This window comes from Paraliobacillus sp. X-1268 (assembly GCF_003426095.1).
GTDB lineage: Bacteria > Bacillota > Bacilli > Bacillales > Amphibacillaceae > Paraliobacillus_A > Paraliobacillus_A zengyii.
The window spans coordinates 1-23,207 of record NZ_QJSK01000019.1 but is presented as its reverse complement, the minus strand read 5'-3'; the positions used below and the strand labels follow the sequence as shown (position 1 = coordinate 23,207).

Below are 23,207 nucleotides of genomic sequence, written 5' to 3'. Positions count from 1 at the left end.
AAACTTAAATAATATTTATAAATAACTTGATTTTATTAAGTATTATGTTAAGGTGAATTTATAAAACAAATGAAATGAGGTGACTAAATGGATATAAAAAATGTGCCAAATTGGATTTTATCTTTAGATGAAGAAGATATGGAATTTATTAAAAAATTTGTTACGAATTCAGGTTCTTTAAAAGAAATCGCAAAAATATATGATGTATCTTACCCAACAGTGAGGATTAAGCTGGATAGGTTAATCCAGAAGATAAAATTAAATGATGATATGGATAATGAGGAGTTCATTCAATTTATAAAAAAACTTTCGATTGATGACCGAATAAATTTAGAGGAAGCAAAATTAATTATTGAAAAATACAAAAAAGAAAGAAGTGAGAAATAATGATTGATATTGATATGGTTTTTATTTATGCAGGAATACTTGCTGTACAATACTTTTTTTCTACTAGAAATAATGTTTATTGGGGTGCGTTTATACCAGTAGTTTTTATACTATTTTTAACTTATATGTTTGTAACAAATCATATTGAAAACATCTTCGCCTTCATCCTTTATCTCATTGTTGGAATGCTGTTTTTACTTGGACAGTGGTTTGGTGGTAGAGAATCCCATCGTAAACGTAGAAGAAGAGAATTAGAAAAAATGGAATCTCATGATCTGAAGTAGTTTGATAAGTAGAAAGGGGAAAAAAATGATTCATGTATTAAAACGAGAGTTTATCGATTCATTTACAAGTGTACGGTCCATTCTAATTATATTATTTATTACATTTATTTCGTACCAATCAGCAACATACATTGATAACAATCCTAGCTTTATTAATGAATTTATGGAAAGTAGCAACGAAGAAGGATCTTTATATACAGCCGCAATTGCATTGATTGTAATAGTTTTTGGGTTTTTATTCGTTTTCGCAACATCACATGATTTGGTTAACAAGGAGATTGAATTGAAAACGATGCGACTACTTGTGACGAAAGTATCTAGGCTACAAATCATGATCGGAAAGTTTTTAGGAACGATGCTTTTTTGGTTTGTCACAGTGTCTATATCCTTTGCAATATTATCTGTGATTGCAGGATCATGGTTTCCGAAAGACTATTTTCAATCCTTACTATTTTTATTTTATATTATCAGTTTTGTACTATTAATGTCCACAGTGATCACGAAGACCAAATTAACGATGTTCTTAGGTATTATAATTGGTATTACTTTACCAATTATAGGATTAATAGCGGCCGTGTCCGATAAATGGTATTTAGTACCATTTAAATATATCCTGCCATACAAATACTTAGAAGGTTCAATTTTCATGATGTTGATTCCATTGGCTATTGGTACTGTCTATTTTCTAATATCTGTTTTTATTATGGGAAGAAGGGACTTATAAATGATGGAGATAATTAAAATAAATCAATTGACGAAAAAGTATGGAGGAACAACGGAAGTCTTAAAAGGTATTGATTTAACAGTTCATCAAGGTGAGGTCTTTGGGTTCGTTGGTCATAACGGCGCAGGAAAGTCTACCCTTATTCATACTATTACTGGTATTATTAACAAAAGCTCCGGTTCATTTGAAATAATGGGATTTCCAGATAAACAGATTGATAAGGCAAAAAAAGAAATGGGCGTTATGCCGGATATATCCAATTTATATGAACATATGAAAGGAATTCATTTCTTACGATATATGGGAGAATTGGTAGGTGATCAACGTAGCAAAAAAGACTATGAATCTTTAATGAAAGATGTTGGATTAGAGGGTGCAGAAAAGAAAAAGATTAAATCTTACTCCTTTGGTATGAAGAAGAAAATCAGCATAGCTCAAGCATTGTTAGGAAACCCGAATTTAATTATTCTTGATGAACCCACTTCAGGACTGGATCCAGAATCAGCAATTAAAATACGGAAATTAGTGACAAGGCTACAAGAACAAGGGAAAACAATTCTTCTTACCTCTCACAATCTTGATGAAATCGATAAAGTAAGTGATAGGGTTGGTATTTTGAGCGATGGGGTCATCAAGAAGTTGGGGACTCCACGACAGTTAAAAGAAGAAATGGAAGCTGGACTTAGTATCTCTATTCGGACAAAACCGATTTTGCAGGAAGATTATATTCAGGTGCTATCTAAGAAGCTTGAAATGGATTTGAACTTTGTAGAGACGAAAAAAGAATATACGCTCTTAAATGTCGCATCAGATAACGACATTCCAAAGTTATCAATTGAGCTAATAGACTCTGGTGTTCTTTTGTATGAAATAAAAGTGGAACAACGCTCATTAGAGGATGTATTTATGAATACTTAAATTAAGATGATAGTCAAAGGTATTTTCAATTTTAAAATGAAATCGTAAAGTTCCACAAACGGCCATGTTGTTTTTTCTTTTGCTTAAAACGCAGCAGCATAGTGAAATAAAGACCTGTTTAAGCAGAATTGCAATCTTTCCAATTGCCTGCTTTCTAAAAACAAATATTTATAAAACTTTAAGGAAGCAGAGAACCATCCCCTGCTTCCCATCCATTAATACATATCCTTCAACATCTTCTTTGCTCTAAACAAGCGTGTTTTTACTGTTGATAGATTTAAATTTAATTGATCAGCTATTTCTTTCAATGATAATTGTTTAAAGTAATAGAGAACAATAACCTCCTTATATTTCGAGGATAGCTGTCTTAGATTGTTTCTAATTTCTTCATGATCACAGTTTGTTATTGCTTCAGATTCAGGCGAACAAATTACATCACTAGTAAATAGCTCTAGGTTCTCCTGAAGCAAATCCTGGTGACGATAATTTTTCCTCAAAAAGTCAATGCAGTGATTACTTGCAACTTTATTTATCCAAGAATGAAAAGAACAATCTCCTTTGAATTTTTCGCGTTTTATATAACATTTAACAAGAATTTCATGGGAAAGGTCCTCTGCTAGATAGCTATCTTTTACATAAGATAGTGCCAGTCTGTAAACCCTGTTCTTATATTCTACATAAAGCTCATTTATTTTTTTCTCCGTCATATGTTGATCAACACTTCCTAGAAAGTAGGAGTGATTTACTATTGTTTTCATATAAAGCCCTCTCCTCATTCTAGAAAGTTTGATTTTATTAGAAGCTTATGCATGACTTGCCTTGCCTTTTTATCTCAATACTATTTCATGAAAATATAATTCATAATTTCCTATTTCTTCAGAGGAATCTCCTAAAGCTATTTGTCCTTCAAAAAGTGTTTCACCAGTATTCAAGTCTGCAACGACTACATTAGAATCAAGATCCTTGTTCATCTGTGATTCCGCTACATAGATTTTACCATTATTCACCATGATCATTGGGGGTTGAACACCTTCCTCATTTTCACTAGATATTGGTAGAGTTATTGCCTGGCCTACTTGATCATCCATTAAACTATAAGGAGTGACTACCAGTTCTTGTTCGGCTACTTTTGTAAAATAAAGCGTCGAACCTTCAAAGAAGCTAAGTTGATTCTCTTCTAAATTTAATTCTGGTACATCATTGGTTTCTCTTTTTTTCGTTTCTAGATTGTAGGAAATGATTTCTTGATTCATTTCTACTGTTCTAGAAGATTCCATTTCTTCCATCATTTCTTCTTCTGTTTTCAAAAGAATAATATGTTCATTCGTATTGGTAGTATTTGTTCCAATCAATTGAACATTAGTGTACGTATTACCGTCACTTGGAGTAGCCTGATAAAGTTCTTCATGACTACTTATCGCTTGATCATCTATATTAATCGTGTAAATATGTTTTTCATCATAGTACTCATCATTTTTTCGGATCGAATTTTGAGTAATTAGGGTTAGCTCATTACCATTTAGTTGGACACTATCGACAAACATATAGTCTAAATTTTCATTGTTCGGAACATCTAAGGTGAACGCATTCGTGTCCCCATCTTTTTTGTTTAAAAGAGAAACATCAAACTTAAAATCACTTAAGCGCATCGAACCCATTTTATAACTTACATCTCCATAAGCTAAATACTGATCATCCTCAGAAAACAAACTTATCATGTCCGTTTTACCACGCATAAAGCCTCGATACTCTTCCTGTAATTCCTTAATCATCACATCTGGCTTTCCAATCAATTGATCTAGAAAGGTATAGCCCATGTATGTAGACCCTTCTGTTGTGATAGTTAAGTTATTGCTAACATAACTATTAGTTTCTTCGTAATATCCCTGCAACACCAATGGCTTTATCTCAGCTATATCACCGCTTACCGTTTTAATCACAAACGTCGGGAATTGTTCCGCTGACAAAGCAACGTTCACATAAAACGTTCCTATACTAAGTACAATAATAGCTGTGATGGAAATTAATTTCCAGTACTTTTTCATTTTACTCACTCCTTATACCGTGATTTTTTTCTTCAATAAGAATCCGCTCAGCCAAACAGATACTATGATAACAATCAAAACCAGAACAATTTCAATAACAAACAATTCAATTGGATAGAAGAATCCATCTAACACTAAGTCCTGTAAAAGCAATGGCGATATAAATACGCCTACTGCAAGCGCACCGTATACTATTCCTGCGAAGATTCCTTTCCACTTAAAACTTCTTTCCAATAAAATCGCGGTAAAAAGAACACTAACTGCCATTATCCCTGATCCATAATGTATAAAGAATTGTGTGAGGCTTTGTGGAATAATGATGTTTAATCCAGTACTTGCCAAAATTTCTGTCAAACTCATATCCAAGCGAAATTCATCTGTTACCATGCCTTTATGAAGCATCATTTCGATTGGTAAAATAATAAGTTGAAAGGCAACCAAACCGAGTGTCATCGTTAAAATCACCGTAAGTTTGGCATAAAGGATATTCAATCTTGTTGTTGGTAGCATTAATAAACGGTAGATAAAGGTATTTTTGCCAAACCAATCACGGTACCAAATCAGAAAGATATAGAATCCTACCCCTGCCGCACATAATGCAATTGGCCCCAAGAACCATAAACTATTAACAACATCAATAAAACTCATCTGGCCAAAGTCTGCTAAAAACTGTTCTTTCGGGATCATCAATTCATAGATTTGTTCATTCGCCTGATCAAGATACTTTCTTGACTGAAAAAACACCCCAGCCATCTGTGCAACAAACGTGAGCCCTAATAATACGGCAAATAATTTTACCACACGGTTAAATTCAAAGTTAACGAGCTTTAAATAATTCTTCATCTTTGGTACACCTCTCTCATCACATCAATGACAGATTTCCCGTCGTCTTCACGCGCTTCTTCCGCGTTAAATTCCTTTGTGACACAGCCGTTATCCAGTAGGACAACTTTATCGATTAAATGTTCAATATCCCCTACTTCATGTGTCGTAATGATAACTCCGCGTCCCTCAATTAAATGACTCGTGAACACATTAGCAATTTCTTCTCGACTGAACATGTCAATACCGGAAAATGGTTCGTCCATTAATACATAGTCGACATCAAGCGCTAAACCGAGTAACAGATTAACTTTTGCTGTGTTTCCTTTGGATAAGGTTGAAATTCTCTCTTCTTTATTCAGTCGGAAAAAACCTAGTAATTCCGTTGCACGATCTTGATTCCAACAGGCATAAAAGTCATTCATAAAATCCATTGTCTCTGCAATCGTCATATGCGGAAGCATTGTAATTGCATCTGGAATAAAGGTGATTTTCTCAAAGGAGTTTTTATCTAACGGTTCTCCGTCAATTAAAATCTGCCCTTTGTTAATGGGTGTTAGCGCCATAATTGCATTTAAAATCGTTGTTTTTCCCACTCCATTTATTCCAATCAAACACGTAATTTCACCCTTGTTCGCTGTAAAAGACACGTCTTTTAATATTTTCTTTCTCCCATACTTCTTCTCGATCCCTTTAACTTCAATCATACTTACGCCTCCTCATCATCCGTGTACTTAGATTTAACCAGATCAAGTAATTCATCTACTGGAACATTAATCGCTCGAACCGATGTTACAAACGTATCCACAGCTTCCACCAGCAATTCTTCTCTCACCATACCTAGTGTCTTTTGGTCTGTCGTGATTTTACTTGGAAGATTCTTTTCCGTATAAATCAATCCCTGTTCCTCCATTTCCTTATACGCTCGTTGTGCGGTATTAGGATTAATTTTCATCCGACCAGCTAACTCACGTCTTGATGGTATTTCATCACCAGGTTCGAATTCACCAATTGCAATTTTCTCTTTGAAGTACCGAACAATTTGCAAATAGACTGGATCACGATTATTCAGCTTCACATTCATCAAAACAACTCCTATACACGCTTTTATGCAATCCATTTTGAAGTGTGTGTATTAATTAGTTCATACACTATTTATATGTGTATTATATGGTTAATACACCTCAGAAGTCAACTACAATTAAAAATTTTATTTTTAAGGAAAGAGAAAACCACTAAATACTCTCTCATCTGCAATTTATAATAATATAAAATCAAAGCCGATCTCCCTAGTTGGAAGATCGGCTTTGATTTTTTCTAAAAAAAATAAATTATTCAAATTTAGGATTGGGTCCGTATTTATTCTCGCCTTGTTCACTATCTAGCAAAGTGAATACAAATAAGATAATAGAACCAACAAGCGGGATAAAGCTAATCAAAATCCAAAAACCGCTTCTACCAATATCATGAAATCTACGCACGGTAACTGCTATACCTGGTATTAAAACAAATAGAGAATATAATACGGTTAGGACAACAAATAATTCACTGATTGATTGTAAGCTTGTAAGGATGATTCCAATAATTGTATTGATTAATGTGAAAATCCAATATTCCTTCCGTCTTGATCTCCCACTAAACTCTGCATACTTTTGTATTGCTTTTACATACCATTCCATTTTCACCCCTCCTTTTTAATTCGCTTTCTACTTAATTATGTACATTATTACTCTAACAAAAATTTAATCAATGATACAACGAAAGGACTGTTCAGGATGGAAAAATCTAGTTGTTATGAAAAAGGATATGGGTTTTTATGTTAAAATGAGTATAGAGTTTGTTAAGCGTTTTTGTTCAACTAACTAACATAATTATTAAAAACTTGAATTCGAGGTGTTGTATGATTCACACAAAATTATTTTGGCTAGGGTTCTTAATGTTTCTAGCTGGTGGACTAGCTTTAGCTATTATGGATAATGAATTAAATAGCAGTAATATTTTTTCTTATATTATTGCTACTATTGGGTTGCTACTTACGGGTGTATCTAAAATTGTAGAAAGTAAATACTCGGACAGATAATAGTTAAACTTATAACAAATACCACCTATCAATTCAGGAATCATCTCAGGATAATCTGTTTCCAGCTTTAATGTAATATAAGGAAAAACATCCACGGTCAGGCGTAGATAATACGCTGTTTAATCAAAAGCCACAGGCGCCATAAATAAAAGTAGCCGACTTAGTTTATTGATCCAAGTCGGCTTTTTAAAATGATATTCACCTTCAATCCATCTCTTTCACATCATAAACCGACTAAAATATTTCCTTTCCCTTAGATAATGCCTTAATAAATTCCAAGGTTGTAGTTCTAATGGGTGGATGCTTTTTGGGTTAGGTAAAGTAATAATAGAAATCAAAATTTACGTTTGTATATATAAATTATTGTTACCACTTTCTAATGTTCCATCAATAACAAATGGTGTGTCTAATGCTTTCGATATTTTCAATAATGTCTCTAATTTGGGACTAGTTAGCCCTGCCTCTATTCTACCAACTGTAGATTTAGGAATTCCAGCTGCATCAGCTAACTTTTGCTGAGACATTTTTAATTCTTGTCGTTTAGTCTTGATTTGTGCAGCTATTTCTCCTTCAAGTTGAAGGTTTTTCACATAGTCATCTCCACGAATTTCGGAGTATTTTTCAAAAAAGTCGCCCATGATTCTTATCTCCTTTCATCTTAATAAAGATTTGGATCATCTATACAGTATTCTTTATAGTTCAACTCAGCTGGAATTAGATCATTACGCTTAATTAATCCATTGTAACGTTTATCAAAGTGATAAAGCAGAATCACCTTGTGATAATTATGTGTCGCATAAATGATACGATGATTCCCTGTTCTACCACCTCGTAGACCCCACCTGTAAAAGTTTTTATAGGATGTATTTTCACTTATATACTTTATGGATGGAGGTGTTTCATCATCTATTAGTTTATTCTGATCAACATTTTCAGGATACGGATTGATACTGATGATAGTAAGTTGCCGAGCATATTCGTCCGCTAACTTACACCATAATTGCGGCTTACCCTTTCTTATTTCTTGAGCAGAATTAATTAAAATTTGTTCTTCAAACTTTTCCACGTTTCCCTCATATACTACTTTGAATTTTTTTAGCTCCGACATTTTAATTATCCTTTTCTATATTATATTATTACCAATATGATAGCATTTATGCCATTGAATTTCAATCCTATAATTTAGACATAGTCCCTGTCACTTCCCTGAATATGACGCCTTCGATAAAAATTAGGAATAAAAATCGTTCATTACGAATATTTCATCTTATCTGTCCTAATTATGCTTGTTTTTTTAATCAATTTAATCGTCTTATACACTCGCGTAAAGACTGTTGTAACAAGCTTTAGTGACCTATTACCTTTTTCCGTTTACCTAGGCTGGGTTAGTATTGCAACAATAATGAACATTAGCTACACACTTGTCGAGTATGATTGGAACGGTTTTGGAAGATTACGATGATCTTTATTGCTACCGTATTAGTAGCAGTAGTATTTGTAATTGTTTTATTTAGTCGAAAAAGACATGTACCGATTAGATTTCTAACATAGTAGATATTTCGAGAAAATGTGCTTCTTATATTACAGTTGATATCGCACTCAAACATGGGAGAGCTAAATGCCCTCCCATGTTTGTTTATATCTATGCTTCACCATTTCTATTCGACAAAAACTGGTAAGTGATCAGCCACCACTACTATCTGATTTACATATCTATCATGTCGTCTTTCGACAGTGTCTGGCCCTAACGTTTATAACTTTTAATTACCATTCATAATCAGATGGGTCTCTCATATAATCTTCTAACTCTTGTTTGTATTTACCCATTTGATAAAAATATCGTGTCCAAATAACTCCAATAAAAATTAATAATGGTAATGACATTAAAGATAGAAGAAATACTCTACTATAGTCACCGTCTGTTATTTCAAGAAATAAATTGCCACTAGGTCCAATTGATATTAATGTAAGGACTATTAGCATCACTAAGGAAGGCTTATGTGCATTTTTTATCACAGTAATCTCATTATTTTGCTCTAAGTTTTTAATCATTTTGATTTAACCGAAACATAGCAGTTATTGCTTTACCAGCAATGCCTCCAGCTGTTACACCTCCATATCCTTTTATTTGGTTAACGAGCTCTCTAGTTACTCTTTGACCGTAACGTAAGTACCTTTTAATAGTTTTGACAAAGCCGCTCCCGACTTAACTGCAGCACCTGAGATAAAAATAAGTGCACCATCAATCACCCAAGAGTACTAGACTTAAAGACTCTGCTTTTCATTTCAATTTATAAATTATTAATGACAGGGAGTTTTATCTTTGTCGAGTGATAATTTTGATAAGAAAGCTAGTTTGAAAATCTAATTAAGAACTTGTTTGAATTATCAACATGGAAAAGGTATATACTATTGCAGTAAAAGATAATGTTAATAAAATAGTATTACCATTTGTAAATTCTTCTTCTTTAACTTTTTTAAGTATAGCGACCAAATTCAAACAGAAAACAATTGCAAATATAGGTAAAAGAAAAGTAGCTATGATAATAAAGAAATCAAACATAATATACGCCTCCTATGGAAATTTATTCAATTTAATTATAACATTATCTAGTTAACTCAAACAGATGCCTATTGAGTTCCGACTTAAATAACAACCCACTCATTGATATTCTCCCTCAACTAGCATATATTTGTGGAAACAGCACTTTATAGGAGAGTCTTCATGAGTGAGGATGGATTAATTCACAAATTTTATTATTGACTCTTTCAGCCTTTAATTACATGGCGATTTCTTTAAATAATAGAAATATAATTTCTTTGTGGTTATCCGGTATTATTATTAGGGTAAGTACATAGCGTTAGATGGAACACAAAATGACGGGAAACTGTGACATTTCGTGTCGAGAAGCAGAATACTTGAAGAAGGAAAACGGAGAAATATAATTGAAGAAATACTAAATTTGTTCACTCCCGGATTAATGCAAATAATAAGAAAAGATAAATTAATAGAAAAGCTATTAGTATTGTGGGACAGATCATTCTAAAAGGGGTTACTTTAAGGTAATTATAAATTAGTAAAAAGAATAATGAATGTTGATATTTCAAGAAAACAAATTTAGTATTAGTTATAGAAATGCAATGCTCTTTTCACCCATCATGGCTAGCTCATAAAATGTTTTTTATCCAATTCTATATATTCTACTACTCCTCAATGATTTGCATTACAAGTTATCTATAACAATAATGTAGCTGACCATGTATAAGATATTCAATGTAGTTGCAAGAATGGACATACCTATCTTATCTTCGGCTATAAACGCACCAATTCCTAATAAAATTCCGGATAGAAAAAACATGGGCGATATAAATAACATCAAACCAGGAAAAAACAGGATAAAAAGATTAAAAATGAAACAAGCTAGTGACATTTTATATAAAGGAAACAAGTTAAAAACCTCCAACATTTAGATATATCTTATTTAGTATTAGACGAATGTCAATATGTTACTGCTCCTGGTAAAATAATGCACCTTGGGTTTCAGACTTTTTTCCCTCACCAACCATAAATAGAACAGGAGAAGTAATACCTTCCAAATCTTTTGTTATTTCAAATGGATACCAATTTTCTCCTCTGCAATCTCAAGGTAATGCTGTCAATTTGACTTATGCAAATTATTAAAGTAATCAAAAATACCTTCATTCTTCAATAACTGCTCTTGACGTTCCATATCCTGCTTGTGTAGTTCTAGCTAATTACTTGGTTTTTCGAACATAACACTTAAAATAGTCAAATATGGGCTGAATCTTCAAAGAAATTGGTCAGGTCATCTGTTATTGACTCTCCGTAACCACGTAAATCAGGTAGAATAACTTTATATACATCTTTAAAGTAACCTCTCTTATTTTTCAAAACCAGTTTATAATCCAGTATGAAGAAATACAATTGGTTTTCCATCCCCAAAAACTTCAGTATATAAAATCTTTTAATTCCCACTCTCTTGTTTTCTTTTATATTTATACGTATTAAACAGAATAATAGTTTCAAATTGTGTTAATGCGCAAAGAATGCCAGACCACCTGCTTTTATTAAATTATTGGAACGAATATTAGTCTATCACGGATAAGGAAGCATTAGCCTATTGCCTGACAACTCCCTCTCAAGCAAACGCATAAGTATTACAATTTAGAAAACACAAAATAAAAGCCGATCCTCCAACTAAGAAGATCGACTTTTATTTTTATCAATAAGAACAAAATTTATTCAAATTTAGGATTGGGTCCGTATCTATTCTCGCCTTGTTCACTATCTAGCAAAGTGAATACAAATAAGATAATAGAACCAATAAGCGGGATAAAGTTAATCAAAAATCCAAAAACAGCTTTTACCAATTCGCTTTCTACTTATTATGTACAATATTACTCTAACGAAAATTTAATCAATGATACAACGAAAGAATTTTCAGGATGGATGATGGAAAAATCTAGTTATTTTGAAAAAGGATATGGGTTTTTATGTTAAAATAAATGTAGACTTTGTTAAGCGTTTTTGTTCAACTAATGTACAGATTAATTCTAGAATTTAAGTTAATACATAAAAGGAGTGTTTTTTATTAAAGCAATTATTTTTGATTTTGATGGTACTTTAGCCAACACCTTACCTATTTGTTATGTAGCATTCCAGAGTGTCTTTAAAGAGTTTGATAACAAGGACCTTTCCTCCGAAGATATTAGATCAATGTTCGGACCTTCAGAAACCGGAATTATCATTGAAAACCTTAAAAATACAAACAAGGAAAATGCAATAGAATTATACTATGAAAAATATTTAGAATATCACGAACAATTAGTAAAACCAAATAATGATATTACTGAAATGATAGGGTATTTAAAAGAAAAAGATATTAAAACAGGAATTGTAACGGGTAAAGCAAGAAGAAGTTTAGATATTTCATTAAAAGCACTTCATATGGATAACCTCTTTGAAATTATCATAACAGGTGATGATGTTATCCATCCAAAACCTCATCCAGAAGGAGTGGTTAAAGCATTATCTCTATTAGAAGTGGAAAGAAATGATTCTATGTTTATTGGTGAAAGTGATGCCGATATTGAAGCAGGATTGAAAGCAAATGTAACGACAGCAGGTGTAAAGTGGTTGCCTGATTACCAACCAAGTGAATTTTCAGTAAAACCAAATTATATTTTCGATCGTGTTACTGATTTAAAAAGACATTTAGAAAAAGGTGTCCACAGTGAGTTATAAATGGTTAGAATGGGCAAAGAAAATTCAAGCACTATCACAATCAGGGCTATCATTTTCAAACGATATCTATGATATTGAAAGGTATGAAGAGTTGAGAAAAATTAGTGTTGAGATAATGGAGCAATATACAGATCTAAAAATGGAAAGGATAATACCGTTATTTACAAACGAAACAGGTTATCAAACTCCTAAAGTAGATGTCCGTGGGGCTGTTTTTTCTGACGACAAAATTTTAATGGTACGCGAAAAAATTGATGATAAGTGGTCATTACCTGGTGGTTTTTGTGATATTGGTTTGTCACCTTCTGAAAATATAATGAAAGAGGTAAAAGAGGAATCGGGTTATAATGTAACCGCAAAAAAATTAGTTGCATTGTTAGATATGAATAAACATTCTCATCCACCCCAACCTTATCATTATTACAAAATATTTATTCAATGCGAATTAATAGGAGGACATGCGGAGCCTGGTTTGGAAACGAAAGATGTGAGGTTTTTCTCTGAAAATAAACTTCCTAACCTATCAACTGGTAGAAATACAGAAGAACAAATAACTATGCTTTTTAATCATTTTCGAGATCCAAATAAAGCACCCATATTCGATTAGTTTAGTAATATAGTTGTTTCATACTTTAATAATCTATAACATTTAGATCTTATAAGATAGAAGAGGTGTATTAATACATGGGATATTTAATTATATCCGTTATCATAATTATTTATATATTTATAAACAGAGCAATAAAGAAAAGGTTAACTATATCCAGAAGAGGTTTTAGATGGATTCAGCATGAGAATAAATTATTCGCTACGATTTTCTATTGTGGTATTATCGTTTATCTTTCTATTCCATTTATATTTCCTAATGCAAATCTTTTCATTCTAATGCCCCTTGCTTTTGCATTATTTGACGTTTTGACGAGCGTGGAACAATTTTTATACAAGAAAGAGGAAAAGGTATACTACTATTCATTATTAGATGCATTTACTTGGCTTAATATAGGTATTGTTGCTTTTATCTTCTTCAGCTAACAGATAATATGTCGCTGCTCTTATTGCTTATGGAACTAACGTGGAAATAATATTCAATGAATTTTATTGAATTAAATTTTAAAGATTGGTTGGGTTTCTATGACTTTTTGGACTTGGTTAGCAATAACTATTGCTTTAATTGGTGGTGTAGTCGCTGCTAATGTTGGAAAGAAGAAGACTGAAAGAAAATATGTTATCGCATTTATTTGGTTTATTGTAGCAGTTATATTACTTTTAATTTGGTGGTTTACACGATCGCCTTTTTAAAATGGGTGTAATATTACGTATACCACTTTATTAAGCGTGGTTTCTCTTTGTATTATTAATTCTCACGAGGATGTATAGAGACTAATAACATTAACGAACATTTGCTTGTTGTGCTTACGAAGCAGTTTAGTGAAATTAGCTGAGTTAAAGAAGGGTAAGACGACAATAAAAATAAGGAGGGCAAATAATGAAAAGGATTGTAATTGGTGGATTTATAATGCTTGGTGGTTTATTAGTTACTTTAACAATTATTTTAGCTGGGTCTATTTACGCAACTAATATAACAGAATGGTCTGGTAAGTCGAAGTTATGGCATGCAATTTTTGGAGCAGAGCAATATGGCAGTGAAGTTGTACAGTCTTTATTTTTAGGTTTTCCATTTATTATAGGAGTTCTATTAACTATATTAGGGTTAATAATCTTAGGACAAGAATATTATAAAACATTTAAGGATAAAGCCTAAACTCTTTGAACAAACGCGTGCTATTGTTTAATAAGGACATTCGTTTCTTATGCTAAGGAGGCACAATAGTTAAATATTTGAGAAGTGATTAAATCGAAAAATTTCTCTTGTTTAAGCTACTGATCATTACTATTAAGCATATTTTCAATGCCATTTTTCTTTGCTTTAATGTATGGACTAATAAGAATCCATCCTGATTTCGGTTTTTTTCTTGTTTCATTGTCCATCATTTTATCTTTGATTTTTGGCTTTATAGCTATTTTTAAAGATACAGAAAAAAACTCCATTGCGATTTTAGCGATAATCATCGCATTTGGAAGTGGTGCATTTTTAGTTTTTGCTTTACTTATGTCCCAAATGAGTGGACCCACTGAATTGCAGCGGACATATAGCCAAGATAAAAAGGAGAATTTTAGTGAAATTATTAAAATCCAAAATCTTTTGGGTGTCTTTCATCCTTATTGGTAGTTTTGTTTTCTTTTTTAATTATGGAACACCCTGGAGTTTATATAACTCCAACAAGGAATTTGAAAACCATTTAGAAAATGAATACCAAAGTGATTTTATAATCAGTGATATCTCCTATGACCTTATCCATAACACCTATCACGCACAAGCATATGAAATAAATCAACCAGACATTCAATTCTATGTTGGGCAAAATATTGGTAATAAAAAAATTACGGATGGATACAAATTTGAAAATTTTAAAAAAACGGTAACAGAAGACGTAACAGCTATAGCACAAGAATACATACCAGAATATACAAAAGTAAATGTTGAAGTGATTTCTACAGAAACACAAGAAATAGAAGTGAATATTTGGGTGGATAATGATGTTGATGATGAATTAAAAAACAAAATAAAAACTGAAATTGATAGTAGTGAATACACCACTAATCAACTTTTCTTTAACAAGAACAATAATTAAGCGTATTTAATGTTTAAGAGAAGATCATTAAAGGGGTTTTTGTATGGATATTAATAATCCAGCAGGTTTTGGGAATAGGTTTGTAGCAAGAATATTAGATTTAATTATTATATTTATAGTGACAGGGTTCATCTCGCTACTTATATATGGAGAATTTTATAATGATACTAATTTTCGTCCGATTGATATATTAGGATTTATCTATGCCCTGATAATACCTGTTTTCTGGTATGGATACACATTAGGTAGAAGAATGGCAGGAAATCGCATTGTCAGAGTCGATGGGAAAAAAGTTGGAATTGGCACAATGATATTAAGGGATCTAGTTGCAGGAATAGCCTATATTCTAACATTAGGAATAGGTTTGATTGTAAGTGCCTTTATGGTAGGGCTAAGAGAAGATAAACGTGCAATTCACGACTTTATTGCACAAACCTATGTTACAACAAACCCACCAAATAAAGGGGGCTAATAGTAGAATAAGCTATCACCGCCATTGTTAAGTTTTTAGCATCTAATTTAAAATAGGATCGTAGTAATTGGCAAACTATTGTTAAACTCTTGCACCATTTTGTTTAATAAAAAAATCATTTACTTCTATTTAAATTTAAACCTCTTCGTTCGAAAAGACACTTAAAATTAACCGCTACTTAGTTGATAGAAAATTTCTTTTTCTTAATTAAAGTAAAGCAACCCGTTAATTCAACAAACTAATCATTTTCATCTCCAATTCTTGTTAAATCATGAACCAATTCTCCATCTCTCCAATAATACCATTCCAGATAATTAGTGTGATCACCTTTAATGGTGTAGCTAACAACAATGTAATTTTTTTTTCTTCATTTCGTCAATAAATTCTATTGTAAAATTTTCATCTTCAACTTTTTCTTCAATAACATTATGAACAGCATTTTCCAATTTATTTTCTTTAAAGAATAGAAACAACGCCACAATTAAAACAATAAGGCATAATATCACTCCTATCCAATCTATTACCCTTGTTTTGATATTCTTTTTCTTGTTGTACCACATTATATTGATTGCAGACATTACCAATGCAAATATTAAAACAGTAATATATATATCGATTAGGGAAAGTCGAAATGTAGTAGTTAGATATAAGACTACAAACAAAAACAAAATTAGAAGAAAAAATTTCTCGACTTTATTTTTTTTTCATTAAATAAAAATTCAATAACATTTTTCTTTATCAAAATCCACTCCTTATTTCATTAAGTTCTTATTGAACTCTTCTGCCCTATAGTTGAATAAGGGTGCAATTTCTTATTAAACGAAAGCACCCGTTTGTTTAATATTAATTGCTAATTTCCTTGAATTTATTGATTACATATTTTAAAAGAATATAAGTGCCAAATAACAAGATAATACCTATGAAACTAATCGTGGAACTATTCTCTTTGAAGATGAAAGGACTTAGCATATCATAATCAAACATATAAGCAATTAAGTAATACACAAGGGTAATAACAATGAATAATGACATATCTAATTTTGTAATCTTTTTGTTTTTAACTGCCAATATTAGCCCTATTACTACAACAATGAAAAAAATACATGCTCCAAAATTCATCGCCACCCACCTCACCTTTTAATGAAAACAACTGTATCTTACAATGTAAATTTATTATACTCCTTCTTTCAGAAACCTGCTTCTTTACTTAAATAAGAATATAGGAGCTATAGAAGCGACAAGTCCTTCTTTTACTAAAGCACTTGTTTATTTAAGTGTAACTCTTCACAAATTGTATATCCAACCTTAATTTACTTTTTCCCAAAATCAATAGTATTCTATATTATATCTAACGTTGGGTATGTGATGACCAAAAAGTATAGATAATTCCTGCAAGTAAGGATGGTTCAATAAGATTATTAATTGCTTCTGTCTCAGTAATATATTTTGTGTTTATTAAAAAACCAGTAACTTTTGTCTCTCCAATTTCTTTGTCATTTATTGATATTATCCCATTGCCTCTCCATGTTGTCTCAATTAAGATATGAGGAAAACTTTCGCTATGTAATTCAATTTTATGCTTCTCTTTTAATCCTTTCGAACCAATAATTTCACCAATTTCAATCCCGTTTTGTTCTAACTTCCAATGATGCCCTTCACTTAAAGAAAAGGATTGCTGTGAAATCTCAAATGTATTCATTCTGGATGCACCCTTTATATTCACATCATATATTGGGCTTGTTGCAGTTCTTTCGTAAGGCGGATGGAACCAACGATTCATTTCACCAATTTTGTCACCATCTTTATCGAGATTTAGTTTTTTTGTTGTAGCACCAAAAAGTGGACGGTCAATATAATTTTCATACGTTCTCCTACCATACAAGTTAATTCACACTCTCAAATCATTGGACAGGTATAGACTTTTATGTCATCTTATCCTTCTTATAACTGCTAAACACTGCAAATGGAAGTTTCGGTCTTAATCAATTCTGCCCGTTAGCAGCATCTATAAGCAATCACAGTTTGTTCCACTAACGCACCCGTTAGTTTAATAAGAATTGCCACCTGCTTGACTTATTTTTAACCCTTAAATGAATAAGATTGACTTCCTATTACATCCGTTTTAATCCTAAAAAGCCCTCCTGAAAAAGGAAAACTATTTAGTTGTTCTTTACTTAATCCCGTCCTTGCCGTGGTTATATACAACTCACTTAAATTTTTTCCTCCAAATATACACGATGTTACATTCAATGCAGGGACTTCTATGGTGGTTATTTGTTTTCCTGTTTTAGGATTCCATCTAGATACTTTTGAGCCACCCCAATGGGCAATCCACAACATTCCTTCTTCATCAATAGTCATTCCATCAGGCATTCCTTGTCCTACTGATAAGCTGATAATATCAATGGGATTTTTAATATCCCCTGTAACAATATTATAATTAAAACTACAAACCTTTTTAGTTAAAGTATCTATGTAATACATAAACTTATTATCTGGGGACCAGGTTATCCCATTTGATATTCCGAACTTATTTAACTTCTTTTTCACTTTAAAATTTGTATCTAAACAATAAAGAGCACCTTGCTCTTTAGCATAAGATTTATCCATTGTACCTGCCCAAAAACGTCCATAAGCATCGCATTTACCGTCATTGAATCGATTATTTGTCAAATGGCTCTCTGGTTCATCTATGGGGTAACTTTTTCCGTGTCGTATTCTAAAAAATAAAAACCGTTTTCCAATGCCAATACAGCTTCGTCTGAACTTCTGGGAACAATTGCTCCAATATATTGTTCTAACTGAATTACACGGTTTTCATTTGTAACTGGATTAAAAATGTATATCTTTTTTTCTAAAATATCTACCCAATACAATAGATGTTTTACATTATCCCAACACGGACCTTCTCCAAGTGTCGCTTTTACATCTAGAACTAATTCCAATTCTCCTACCAAACCAAACACCTCGTTCGATTTATTTTAAATATACTAAGTTCTGCAATAATAAGACAAAATCCTTGTTCCACATTACTGCCCGTTAGTGGAATAAGCGTGGCATTTCCTTATTGAAGAAAAGCACCCGTTAGTGAAACAACGTCCCTACCAACTTACAGAAAGGCTACCATAATGTTGTACAAGCTAGGTTATCTATTTTCTATCATAGGATACAAAGGATATTCCCATTGATGTGTACATTCCTCTAACATATAATAGCCTAGCTCTTTATTTGGTACGATACGGGAACATTGTTGGCTTGGTATTGCTCCGTCATCATAATCATTTGTCACTTCAATCCAGCTTTGACCAGATGTCTCATCATAGTGTACTGTCAAATGATTACCATTTATCGTTATTGTTTCACCATTCACTTTATTATCCGTCATATCAATGAAAACTTCGATTTCTTCTATACTTACTTGTGATTCAGAGGGATTCAAATATACATCTTTAATTCCTTGCCAAGTCGGAAAACGAACAGTATCTTTTGTGATCCATTTTTCTCTTTTTAACCCTAAAATATCTTCCGATCCTACTCCACTGGGATGTTCTGTACCTTGAACCATCATTTCAATCGATTGGTCATTAAGAAGCTTTCCTATAAAACCATACTTTGTCTTATAAAAGTTATAAAAATATGTGGTTTCGCCTAGCGTAAAGTGACTGTATTCAATTACGAGTGATTGCTGATTATGGGGAGAATCGATCTTGGTGTAGCTATAATCCGCTAACCAAACCATAAAACCATGTATCAGCAAAATTGGAATACTTAGGATCAATCCGACAATAGTCCATAAATTGTGATAACGCTTAGAACGAAAGCCGATTACAGCTAAAACAATAATATTAGTCACTAATGGAATTACATAACCTGTTGGTTTCAAGAAAAGAATAAAATAGTCTGTTAGATACATGATGATAAGCATCAAGTCGATTACACTTAGAAAAATTAAAGTCCATTTTGTTTTCGTCATCACCGATTCCCCATTTTCATTGAAAATTATTAGCAATATATTTCATATACCACAGCCCAAAGTGTTAGACACAGCAAGAAAAATTAAAAGAATCAATGAAATCGACTAAAATACAAATCCCCTATAGGTATTTTTTCTTCAATTACTACTAATTACAGAAAAAGGATCAGTAGCTGTATGACCCCAAATCCTTGTTGTGAATTTGCACCCGTTAGAGTTTAAGAGAATGTAGAAACAGTTTAGTTCAGTTCCCTTTTATATCTAAGAGCTTTATACCCTTCTTCTGCTGGCAGTTCATATGATGGACGTTCACCTTGATACTTAAAACCAATCGCTTCATAAAATGGAATTCCCATAAAGTTATCTTTTGCTACCGACACCCATTGTATTTTTGCTCCACGTTCGATTTGATCCTTTGTTACAGCTTCTAACAACTTACTACCAATTCCTTCTCTTTTTCTTTCAGGGTCTAAATATATGACGAATAATTCAGAAACACCACTATCAATAAATCCGCCTCCAGCTGCACCTAATACAGTTCCGTTATCAATAGCAACAAACCACCCGTTCCATTCTTCGGTAATATTTGTAATTTCTTTCTTAATTCTTTCTTCATTGTAGAATTCTTTAATTATCTTTTCTATATGATGTTGAGGTAACAATTCTGGATAGGTATTTCTATGTCCTTCAGAACAAACTTTAATAATTCCACCTATATCTTCTAAGATGGCTTTTCTTATCTTAATCATTACGACCTTTCCCCTCTATAAATGATTTATCGTCTTGTTGAACATAACTACGTCTTTAACACAATAGGAACTGCCACATCGACAGCCCCTTGTTCAACTCTTGCACCCGTTACTTTAATTACAATAGTTCACATTTCTTATTCCAATTCATTTATTGCCGGTTTAATATTACCAATTAACTTTTAAAAACCCAGTTTCTTTTGGGAAATCATTTCTGGTGAGTTCTCTACCAGTAATAAGCTGTCTATACGACTTTATCGTTTCATCGTGAGAAACTATGTATATTCTTTTATTTCCAATTTGCTTACACCATTTTAAAAAAACTTCTGCTATAACTTTAAACTCTTTTTCAGGTGATTTATTTATCCCTTTTGACCACCATTCATTTGATAGTTCTTCTTCGATGTAAAAATCAGTGAAATCTTCTTTTATTATTTCTTTTGTTAGAATTTCATCACAAGGTAGTGTCTGCCATTCTGGATTTTGAGGAAACATTCTTGGAGATATTAATGGGCTTACTATTTTCTGACACTTTATACCTTCACTCCAAATTTGTGCAGTCTGTAAGGTTCTTCTAATTGGACTAATTATAATTACATCTGATTGCGATAAAGGAAACTGTTTTTTTAGTGTCTTGGCTTGATTTATCCCTTCCTTTGTTAATGCAGGGTCTAAAGTATGTAGACTTCTAGGTAAATCTAAGGTGTGTTCCCCTTGTCCGTGTCTTATAAAGACTAAATCCATCAAAACTCCTCCTTCAAAAAAAAGTCACTCTACACTCTTATTCAACTATCCTGTGGCTTTAGTGGAATGAACAAGGGTGTAATTCCTAATTAAAGGAAAGCTACCCGTTAGTTGAATAACACTATTCATTAGTTGACCTATCATAAAAGGTAACAAAGAATCGAAAGTTATTTGTAAATTCACTATAAATATTGTCTAATCGATTATTAAGTTCGCTTCTTGATAAATAATTTTCATCTTTCAATTCACTAATATTATCTTCTAATGATAATAAATTTCTTATAATATCAACTAAATATCTTCTTTGTTCACTTGTATAATCGACTTGAACAACAAGGTTTAGCAATACTTCTCTGGTTTTCTGCACCTCGGAATGTATTATGTCAAATTTAACTTTATCAAAGGATACAGATTTATCGCTAATTAACCAATCTTGTTCGAAAATCGGCAGAATATATCTTGTTCGGTCTATTGTTAGGTTTGAATTTTCACTATCTGAATCTGCTTTTAAATCTTTTTCATACGAATCTTTAAATTCAATTAAAATTTCTCCATAGTTTTCACCATTAAATAATACTTTTTCTGGTTGGTAGGAATAACTTTTATTAACGCTGAAGGACGAGTAAGGATATAGATAAGTTATTATAGAAATAAAAATGACAATCAGTACAATGAATCCCGCTATACTCCAACTAATTCTTTCTTTTACCTTTTCACTCATATAAAGTCCCCTTACTTTTAAACTAAAGCACCCGTTACTTTAAGTACAATCTTTCACAAACTAACACTAACGACGATTGTTGAAGAAAAGGGATTACCTATTTGTTTTATTAATTAGTTTCGAATGATTCTATGAACTCATCAACATCTTTGCTCATTTCCTTATAGCGAGTCCAATGAAGATAATGATGGCCCTGTAAAGTAATAATTTTACTAAAAGGTGAATTAGTTAACTGAGTTTCATAAAAAGTCACATTGTTTTTACCATCCTCTGTTACCTTATCTTCTTTTGTAGTGAAGAATAAAACTGGCATATCAGAAGGGAATCTCATATCAACAGTTTTGTCAATATTGCTTTTTATTTCATTCGCTTCATCAACCACATTTTTGTTGTTGCCTTTCCAAGCAGTAATCGCTTTTGTCATCTTTAGATTTTCTTCTGTATAAGTACCTTCCTCAGCTATAGGAAGTATATTGTCTGGAATCAAATACGATACCAATCTTGCAATGCCAGTTGGTGCCACACAGCTGAGGAATTTAGGCATTGTAGGAGCAGTTTCACCAAAATATTCTAACGCCTTTGGTAATGTAGGATCTATTCCTATGACGGCTTTAATTTCATCTGGATACGTATAGGCATAATACATACTATAGATTCCAGAAATTGAATGTGGCATCAATATGTATGGACCTTGAATGTTTAGTTTTTCGAGTGTAGTTCTTATTTCTTCCACTATGTTTTCCACTGTCCGTTCCTTGTTAGTTTTATCGCTCCATCCATACCCAAACGGCTCTACCACTACTACTTTATTATTCTTTGCCATTTCATTAATCAATGGTTCAAAATCCAGTGTTGGTGCTGCCGTACCAAGACCACTCAATAAAACGATTGTATTATCTCCATTACTCTTTGTATAGACGTGCATATTGTTACCATCTACTTCAACTAACTGGCCTATTGCAGAATACTTATTTTTTTCATATGCAGTCATAATGTTACTGATAATCACCCAAAAAACAAGTACTGCTGCGATTGCTAATAAGGCATTCCTTAAAACAATCCAAAATCTAAACTTCTTTTTAGTTTTCATAATTTCTTCTACTCCCTATGGTTTTCTTTCTTATCAATTTCATTTTAACGTACGAACGAATTTCTTGTAATGAACCTGGGGTATATTTTTATTTAGGACTTGAGGCTTATTAATACAGATAGGTAAGGGTTTGAAGTTATCGCTCCCTTTTCCCCCTGTTCACACCGTACATGCGACTTTCACCGCATACGGCGTTCCAACTAATCCAATTCATTCAATTCTATGTATTATTAGATTTG

General features: G+C 32.3%; 33 protein-coding genes and 1 pseudogene. 12 read left to right on the top strand and 22 right to left on the bottom strand.

Annotated features, from left to right (window positions below; genetic code table 11):
* The first annotated feature begins 87 nt into the window (after positions 1-87).
* Genes D2K62_RS15500 through D2K62_RS15485 form a run of 4 tightly spaced genes read left to right on the top strand, consistent with a single transcriptional unit; the run spans position 88 to position 2,313 of the window.
* On the top strand, positions 88-387 hold the full coding sequence (locus D2K62_RS15500; protein WP_117161711.1) for a DUF2089 family protein: 300 nt from the start codon (positions 88-90) through the stop codon (positions 385-387).
* Positions 387-671 carry a hypothetical protein gene (locus tag D2K62_RS15495; RefSeq protein ID WP_232828031.1) on the top strand — a complete coding sequence of 95 codons (285 nt, stop codon included), beginning with the start codon at positions 387-389 and terminating at the stop codon, positions 669-671. Before D2K62_RS15500 ends, D2K62_RS15495 begins: the two co-directional genes overlap by 1 nt.
* A 25-nt stretch (positions 672-696) precedes the next feature.
* Entirely contained in the window at positions 697-1,395 is a 699-nt protein-coding gene (locus tag D2K62_RS15490; RefSeq protein ID WP_117161710.1) for an ABC transporter permease subunit, read from the top strand.
* The gene (locus D2K62_RS15485; RefSeq protein WP_232828030.1) at positions 1,396-2,313 is read left to right on the top strand and encodes an ABC transporter ATP-binding protein; all 918 of its coding nucleotides are present in this window, start codon (positions 1,396-1,398) and stop codon (positions 2,311-2,313) included.
* Positions 2,314-2,528: 215 nt separating this feature from the next.
* Here D2K62_RS15485 and D2K62_RS15480 read toward each other — a convergent pair whose 3' ends face one another.
* The 6 genes from D2K62_RS15480 to D2K62_RS15455 form a co-directional block, all read right to left on the bottom strand.
* Positions 2,529-3,071 carry an RNA polymerase sigma factor gene (locus tag D2K62_RS15480; RefSeq protein WP_157967894.1) on the bottom strand — a complete coding sequence of 181 codons (543 nt, stop codon included), beginning with the start codon at positions 3,069-3,071 and terminating at the stop codon, positions 2,529-2,531.
* 69 nt (positions 3,072-3,140) lie between these two features.
* Complete coding sequence (locus tag D2K62_RS15475) at positions 3,141-4,358, bottom strand: hypothetical protein (protein WP_117161708.1); 1,218 nt, start codon at positions 4,356-4,358, stop codon at positions 3,141-3,143.
* A 12-nt stretch (positions 4,359-4,370) separates the two neighbouring features.
* On the bottom strand, positions 4,371-5,201 hold the full coding sequence (locus tag D2K62_RS15470) for a hypothetical protein (RefSeq protein ID WP_117161707.1): 831 nt from the start codon (positions 5,199-5,201) through the stop codon (positions 4,371-4,373).
* Complete coding sequence (locus D2K62_RS15465) at positions 5,198-5,887, bottom strand: ATP-binding cassette domain-containing protein (RefSeq protein ID WP_117161706.1); 690 nt, start codon at positions 5,885-5,887, stop codon at positions 5,198-5,200. The genes D2K62_RS15470 and D2K62_RS15465 overlap by 4 nt, the downstream gene beginning before the upstream one ends.
* A gap of 2 nt (positions 5,888-5,889) precedes the next feature.
* Positions 5,890-6,264 carry a GntR family transcriptional regulator gene (locus D2K62_RS15460; protein WP_112180405.1) on the bottom strand — a complete coding sequence of 125 codons (375 nt, stop codon included), beginning with the start codon at positions 6,262-6,264 and terminating at the stop codon, positions 5,890-5,892.
* A 247-nt stretch (positions 6,265-6,511) separates the two neighbouring features.
* Entirely contained in the window at positions 6,512-6,859 is a 348-nt protein-coding gene (locus D2K62_RS15455) for a DUF805 domain-containing protein (protein WP_117161705.1), read from the bottom strand.
* 221 nt (positions 6,860-7,080) lie between these two features.
* On the opposite strand from D2K62_RS15455, the gene D2K62_RS18810 reads away from it, so the two are divergent.
* Positions 7,081-7,260 (top strand): hypothetical protein, encoded by a 180-nt coding sequence (locus tag D2K62_RS18810; protein WP_157967893.1) that lies wholly within the window; start codon positions 7,081-7,083, stop codon positions 7,258-7,260.
* 341 nt (positions 7,261-7,601) lie between these two features.
* Here D2K62_RS18810 and D2K62_RS15445 read toward each other — a convergent pair whose 3' ends face one another.
* The 7 genes from D2K62_RS15445 to D2K62_RS15415 all read right to left on the bottom strand — a co-directional run bounded on the left by D2K62_RS15445 (position 7,602) and on the right by D2K62_RS15415 (position 11,652).
* Positions 7,602-7,898, bottom strand: coding sequence for a helix-turn-helix domain-containing protein (locus D2K62_RS15445; protein ID WP_117161704.1), 297 nt, complete (start codon positions 7,896-7,898; stop codon positions 7,602-7,604).
* A gap of 20 nt (positions 7,899-7,918) precedes the next feature.
* On the bottom strand, positions 7,919-8,368 hold the full coding sequence (locus tag D2K62_RS15440; protein WP_117161703.1) for a hypothetical protein: 450 nt from the start codon (positions 8,366-8,368) through the stop codon (positions 7,919-7,921).
* Between the two features lie 656 nt (positions 8,369-9,024).
* Positions 9,025-9,312, bottom strand: coding sequence for a hypothetical protein (locus D2K62_RS15435; RefSeq protein WP_117161702.1), 288 nt, complete (start codon positions 9,310-9,312; stop codon positions 9,025-9,027).
* 316 nt (positions 9,313-9,628) lie between these two features.
* On the bottom strand, positions 9,629-9,823 hold the full coding sequence (locus D2K62_RS15430; protein WP_117161701.1) for a hypothetical protein: 195 nt from the start codon (positions 9,821-9,823) through the stop codon (positions 9,629-9,631).
* 661 nt (positions 9,824-10,484) lie between these two features.
* Positions 10,485-10,709 (bottom strand): hypothetical protein, encoded by a 225-nt coding sequence (locus tag D2K62_RS15425; RefSeq protein ID WP_117161700.1) that lies wholly within the window; start codon positions 10,707-10,709, stop codon positions 10,485-10,487.
* Positions 10,710-11,050: 341 nt separating this feature from the next.
* On the bottom strand, positions 11,051-11,218 hold the full coding sequence (locus D2K62_RS15420; protein ID WP_157967892.1) for a hypothetical protein: 168 nt from the start codon (positions 11,216-11,218) through the stop codon (positions 11,051-11,053).
* 302 nt (positions 11,219-11,520) lie between these two features.
* The gene (locus D2K62_RS15415) at positions 11,521-11,652 is read right to left on the bottom strand and encodes a DUF805 domain-containing protein (RefSeq protein ID WP_117161698.1); all 132 of its coding nucleotides are present in this window, start codon (positions 11,650-11,652) and stop codon (positions 11,521-11,523) included.
* Between the two features lie 220 nt (positions 11,653-11,872).
* Here D2K62_RS15415 and D2K62_RS15410 point away from each other — a divergent pair, with 220 nt between their 5' ends.
* The 5 genes from D2K62_RS15410 (at position 11,873) to D2K62_RS15395 (ending at position 14,288) form a co-directional block, all read left to right on the top strand.
* Positions 11,873-12,526 carry an HAD family hydrolase gene (locus D2K62_RS15410; protein WP_117161720.1) on the top strand — a complete coding sequence of 218 codons (654 nt, stop codon included), beginning with the start codon at positions 11,873-11,875 and terminating at the stop codon, positions 12,524-12,526.
* On the top strand, positions 12,516-13,133 hold the full coding sequence (locus tag D2K62_RS15405) for an NUDIX hydrolase (RefSeq protein WP_117161697.1): 618 nt from the start codon (positions 12,516-12,518) through the stop codon (positions 13,131-13,133). The genes D2K62_RS15410 and D2K62_RS15405 overlap by 11 nt, the downstream gene beginning before the upstream one ends.
* Before the next feature lie 77 nt (positions 13,134-13,210).
* Entirely contained in the window at positions 13,211-13,558 is a 348-nt protein-coding gene (locus tag D2K62_RS15400; protein WP_117161696.1) for a DUF4181 domain-containing protein, read from the top strand.
* Between the two features lie 99 nt (positions 13,559-13,657).
* Entirely contained in the window at positions 13,658-13,825 is a 168-nt protein-coding gene (locus D2K62_RS18805; RefSeq protein ID WP_157967353.1) for a hypothetical protein, read from the top strand.
* 187 nt (positions 13,826-14,012) lie between these two features.
* The gene (locus tag D2K62_RS15395; RefSeq protein ID WP_117161695.1) at positions 14,013-14,288 is read left to right on the top strand and encodes a hypothetical protein; all 276 of its coding nucleotides are present in this window, start codon (positions 14,013-14,015) and stop codon (positions 14,286-14,288) included.
* 116 nt (positions 14,289-14,404) lie between these two features.
* On the opposite strand, the gene D2K62_RS15390 is transcribed toward D2K62_RS15395, so the two are convergent.
* On the bottom strand, positions 14,405-14,659 hold the full coding sequence (locus D2K62_RS15390; protein ID WP_117161694.1) for a hypothetical protein: 255 nt from the start codon (positions 14,657-14,659) through the stop codon (positions 14,405-14,407).
* 44 nt (positions 14,660-14,703) lie between these two features.
* On the opposite strand from D2K62_RS15390, the gene D2K62_RS15385 reads away from it, so the two are divergent.
* A complete protein-coding gene (locus tag D2K62_RS15385; RefSeq protein WP_117161693.1) occupies positions 14,704-15,219 on the top strand; it encodes a hypothetical protein in 516 nt (171 codons plus the stop codon).
* A gap of 43 nt (positions 15,220-15,262) precedes the next feature.
* Entirely contained in the window at positions 15,263-15,691 is a 429-nt protein-coding gene (locus tag D2K62_RS15380) for an RDD family protein (RefSeq protein ID WP_117161692.1), read from the top strand.
* An 843-nt stretch (positions 15,692-16,534) separates the two neighbouring features.
* Here the strand turns inward: D2K62_RS15380 and D2K62_RS15375 are convergent.
* From D2K62_RS15375 to D2K62_RS15340, 8 genes and pseudogenes are all read right to left on the bottom strand, one after another.
* Entirely contained in the window at positions 16,535-16,810 is a 276-nt protein-coding gene (locus D2K62_RS15375) for a hypothetical protein (protein ID WP_117161691.1), read from the bottom strand.
* Between the two features lie 229 nt (positions 16,811-17,039).
* Positions 17,040-17,573 carry a hypothetical protein gene (locus D2K62_RS15370; protein ID WP_117161690.1) on the bottom strand — a complete coding sequence of 178 codons (534 nt, stop codon included), beginning with the start codon at positions 17,571-17,573 and terminating at the stop codon, positions 17,040-17,042.
* Positions 17,574-17,770: 197 nt separating this feature from the next.
* Positions 17,771-18,657, bottom strand: a pseudogene (locus tag D2K62_RS15365) (SMP-30/gluconolactonase/LRE family protein).
* 179 nt (positions 18,658-18,836) lie between these two features.
* Positions 18,837-19,664, bottom strand: a complete 828-nt coding sequence (locus D2K62_RS15360) for a hypothetical protein (protein ID WP_198671312.1) — start codon at positions 19,662-19,664, stop codon at positions 18,837-18,839.
* Between the two features lie 239 nt (positions 19,665-19,903).
* Entirely contained in the window at positions 19,904-20,413 is a 510-nt protein-coding gene (locus tag D2K62_RS15355) for a GNAT family N-acetyltransferase (RefSeq protein ID WP_117161689.1), read from the bottom strand.
* A 168-nt stretch (positions 20,414-20,581) separates the two neighbouring features.
* Positions 20,582-21,157, bottom strand: coding sequence for a histidine phosphatase family protein (locus D2K62_RS15350; RefSeq protein WP_117161688.1), 576 nt, complete (start codon positions 21,155-21,157; stop codon positions 20,582-20,584).
* Positions 21,158-21,278: 121 nt separating this feature from the next.
* Complete coding sequence (locus D2K62_RS15345; RefSeq protein ID WP_117161687.1) at positions 21,279-21,878, bottom strand: hypothetical protein; 600 nt, start codon at positions 21,876-21,878, stop codon at positions 21,279-21,281.
* 109 nt (positions 21,879-21,987) lie between these two features.
* On the bottom strand, positions 21,988-22,968 hold the full coding sequence (locus D2K62_RS15340) for an alpha/beta fold hydrolase (RefSeq protein ID WP_117161686.1): 981 nt from the start codon (positions 22,966-22,968) through the stop codon (positions 21,988-21,990).
* Positions 22,969-23,207 lie beyond the last annotated feature (239 nt).

Coding starts and splice junctions, on each gene's coding strand:
- D2K62_RS15495 (WP_232828031.1), top strand. CDS start 387: ATGATTGATATTGATATGGTTTTTATTTATGCAGGAATACTTGCTGTA.
- D2K62_RS15465 (WP_117161706.1), bottom strand. CDS start 5,887: ATGATTGAAGTTAAAGGGATCGAGAAGAAGTATGGGAGAAAGAAAATA.
- D2K62_RS18805 (WP_157967353.1), top strand. CDS start 13,658: ATGACTTTTTGGACTTGGTTAGCAATAACTATTGCTTTAATTGGTGGT.
- D2K62_RS15340 (WP_117161686.1), bottom strand. CDS start 22,968: ATGAAAACTAAAAAGAAGTTTAGATTTTGGATTGTTTTAAGGAATGCC.
- D2K62_RS15440 (WP_117161703.1), bottom strand. CDS start 8,368: ATGTCGGAGCTAAAAAAATTCAAAGTAGTATATGAGGGAAACGTGGAA.
- D2K62_RS15500 (WP_117161711.1), top strand. CDS start 88: ATGGATATAAAAAATGTGCCAAATTGGATTTTATCTTTAGATGAAGAA.
- D2K62_RS15360 (WP_198671312.1), bottom strand. CDS start 19,664: ATGACGAAAACAAAATGGACTTTAATTTTTCTAAGTGTAATCGACTTG.
- D2K62_RS15420 (WP_157967892.1), bottom strand. CDS start 11,218: ATGGAAAACCAATTGTATTTCTTCATACTGGATTATAAACTGGTTTTG.
- D2K62_RS15470 (WP_117161707.1), bottom strand. CDS start 5,201: ATGAAGAATTATTTAAAGCTCGTTAACTTTGAATTTAACCGTGTGGTA.
- D2K62_RS15375 (WP_117161691.1), bottom strand. CDS start 16,810: ATGAATTTTGGAGCATGTATTTTTTTCATTGTTGTAGTAATAGGGCTA.
- D2K62_RS15455 (WP_117161705.1), bottom strand. CDS start 6,859: ATGGAATGGTATGTAAAAGCAATACAAAAGTATGCAGAGTTTAGTGGG.
- D2K62_RS15445 (WP_117161704.1), bottom strand. CDS start 7,898: ATGGGCGACTTTTTTGAAAAATACTCCGAAATTCGTGGAGATGACTAT.
- D2K62_RS15435 (WP_117161702.1), bottom strand. CDS start 9,312: ATGATTAAAAACTTAGAGCAAAATAATGAGATTACTGTGATAAAAAAT.
- D2K62_RS15480 (WP_157967894.1), bottom strand. CDS start 3,071: ATGAAAACAATAGTAAATCACTCCTACTTTCTAGGAAGTGTTGATCAA.
- D2K62_RS15395 (WP_117161695.1), top strand. CDS start 14,013: ATGAAAAGGATTGTAATTGGTGGATTTATAATGCTTGGTGGTTTATTA.
- D2K62_RS15350 (WP_117161688.1), bottom strand. CDS start 21,157: ATGGATTTAGTCTTTATAAGACACGGACAAGGGGAACACACCTTAGAT.
- D2K62_RS18810 (WP_157967893.1), top strand. CDS start 7,081: ATGATTCACACAAAATTATTTTGGCTAGGGTTCTTAATGTTTCTAGCT.
- D2K62_RS15460 (WP_112180405.1), bottom strand. CDS start 6,264: ATGAATGTGAAGCTGAATAATCGTGATCCAGTCTATTTGCAAATTGTT.
- D2K62_RS15400 (WP_117161696.1), top strand. CDS start 13,211: ATGGGATATTTAATTATATCCGTTATCATAATTATTTATATATTTATA.
- D2K62_RS15485 (WP_232828030.1), top strand. CDS start 1,396: ATGATGGAGATAATTAAAATAAATCAATTGACGAAAAAGTATGGAGGA.
- D2K62_RS15355 (WP_117161689.1), bottom strand. CDS start 20,413: ATGATTAAGATAAGAAAAGCCATCTTAGAAGATATAGGTGGAATTATT.
- D2K62_RS15475 (WP_117161708.1), bottom strand. CDS start 4,358: ATGAAAAAGTACTGGAAATTAATTTCCATCACAGCTATTATTGTACTT.
- D2K62_RS15430 (WP_117161701.1), bottom strand. CDS start 9,823: ATGTTTGATTTCTTTATTATCATAGCTACTTTTCTTTTACCTATATTT.
- D2K62_RS15380 (WP_117161692.1), top strand. CDS start 15,263: ATGGATATTAATAATCCAGCAGGTTTTGGGAATAGGTTTGTAGCAAGA.
- D2K62_RS15345 (WP_117161687.1), bottom strand. CDS start 21,878: ATGAGTGAAAAGGTAAAAGAAAGAATTAGTTGGAGTATAGCGGGATTC.
- D2K62_RS15490 (WP_117161710.1), top strand. CDS start 697: ATGATTCATGTATTAAAACGAGAGTTTATCGATTCATTTACAAGTGTA.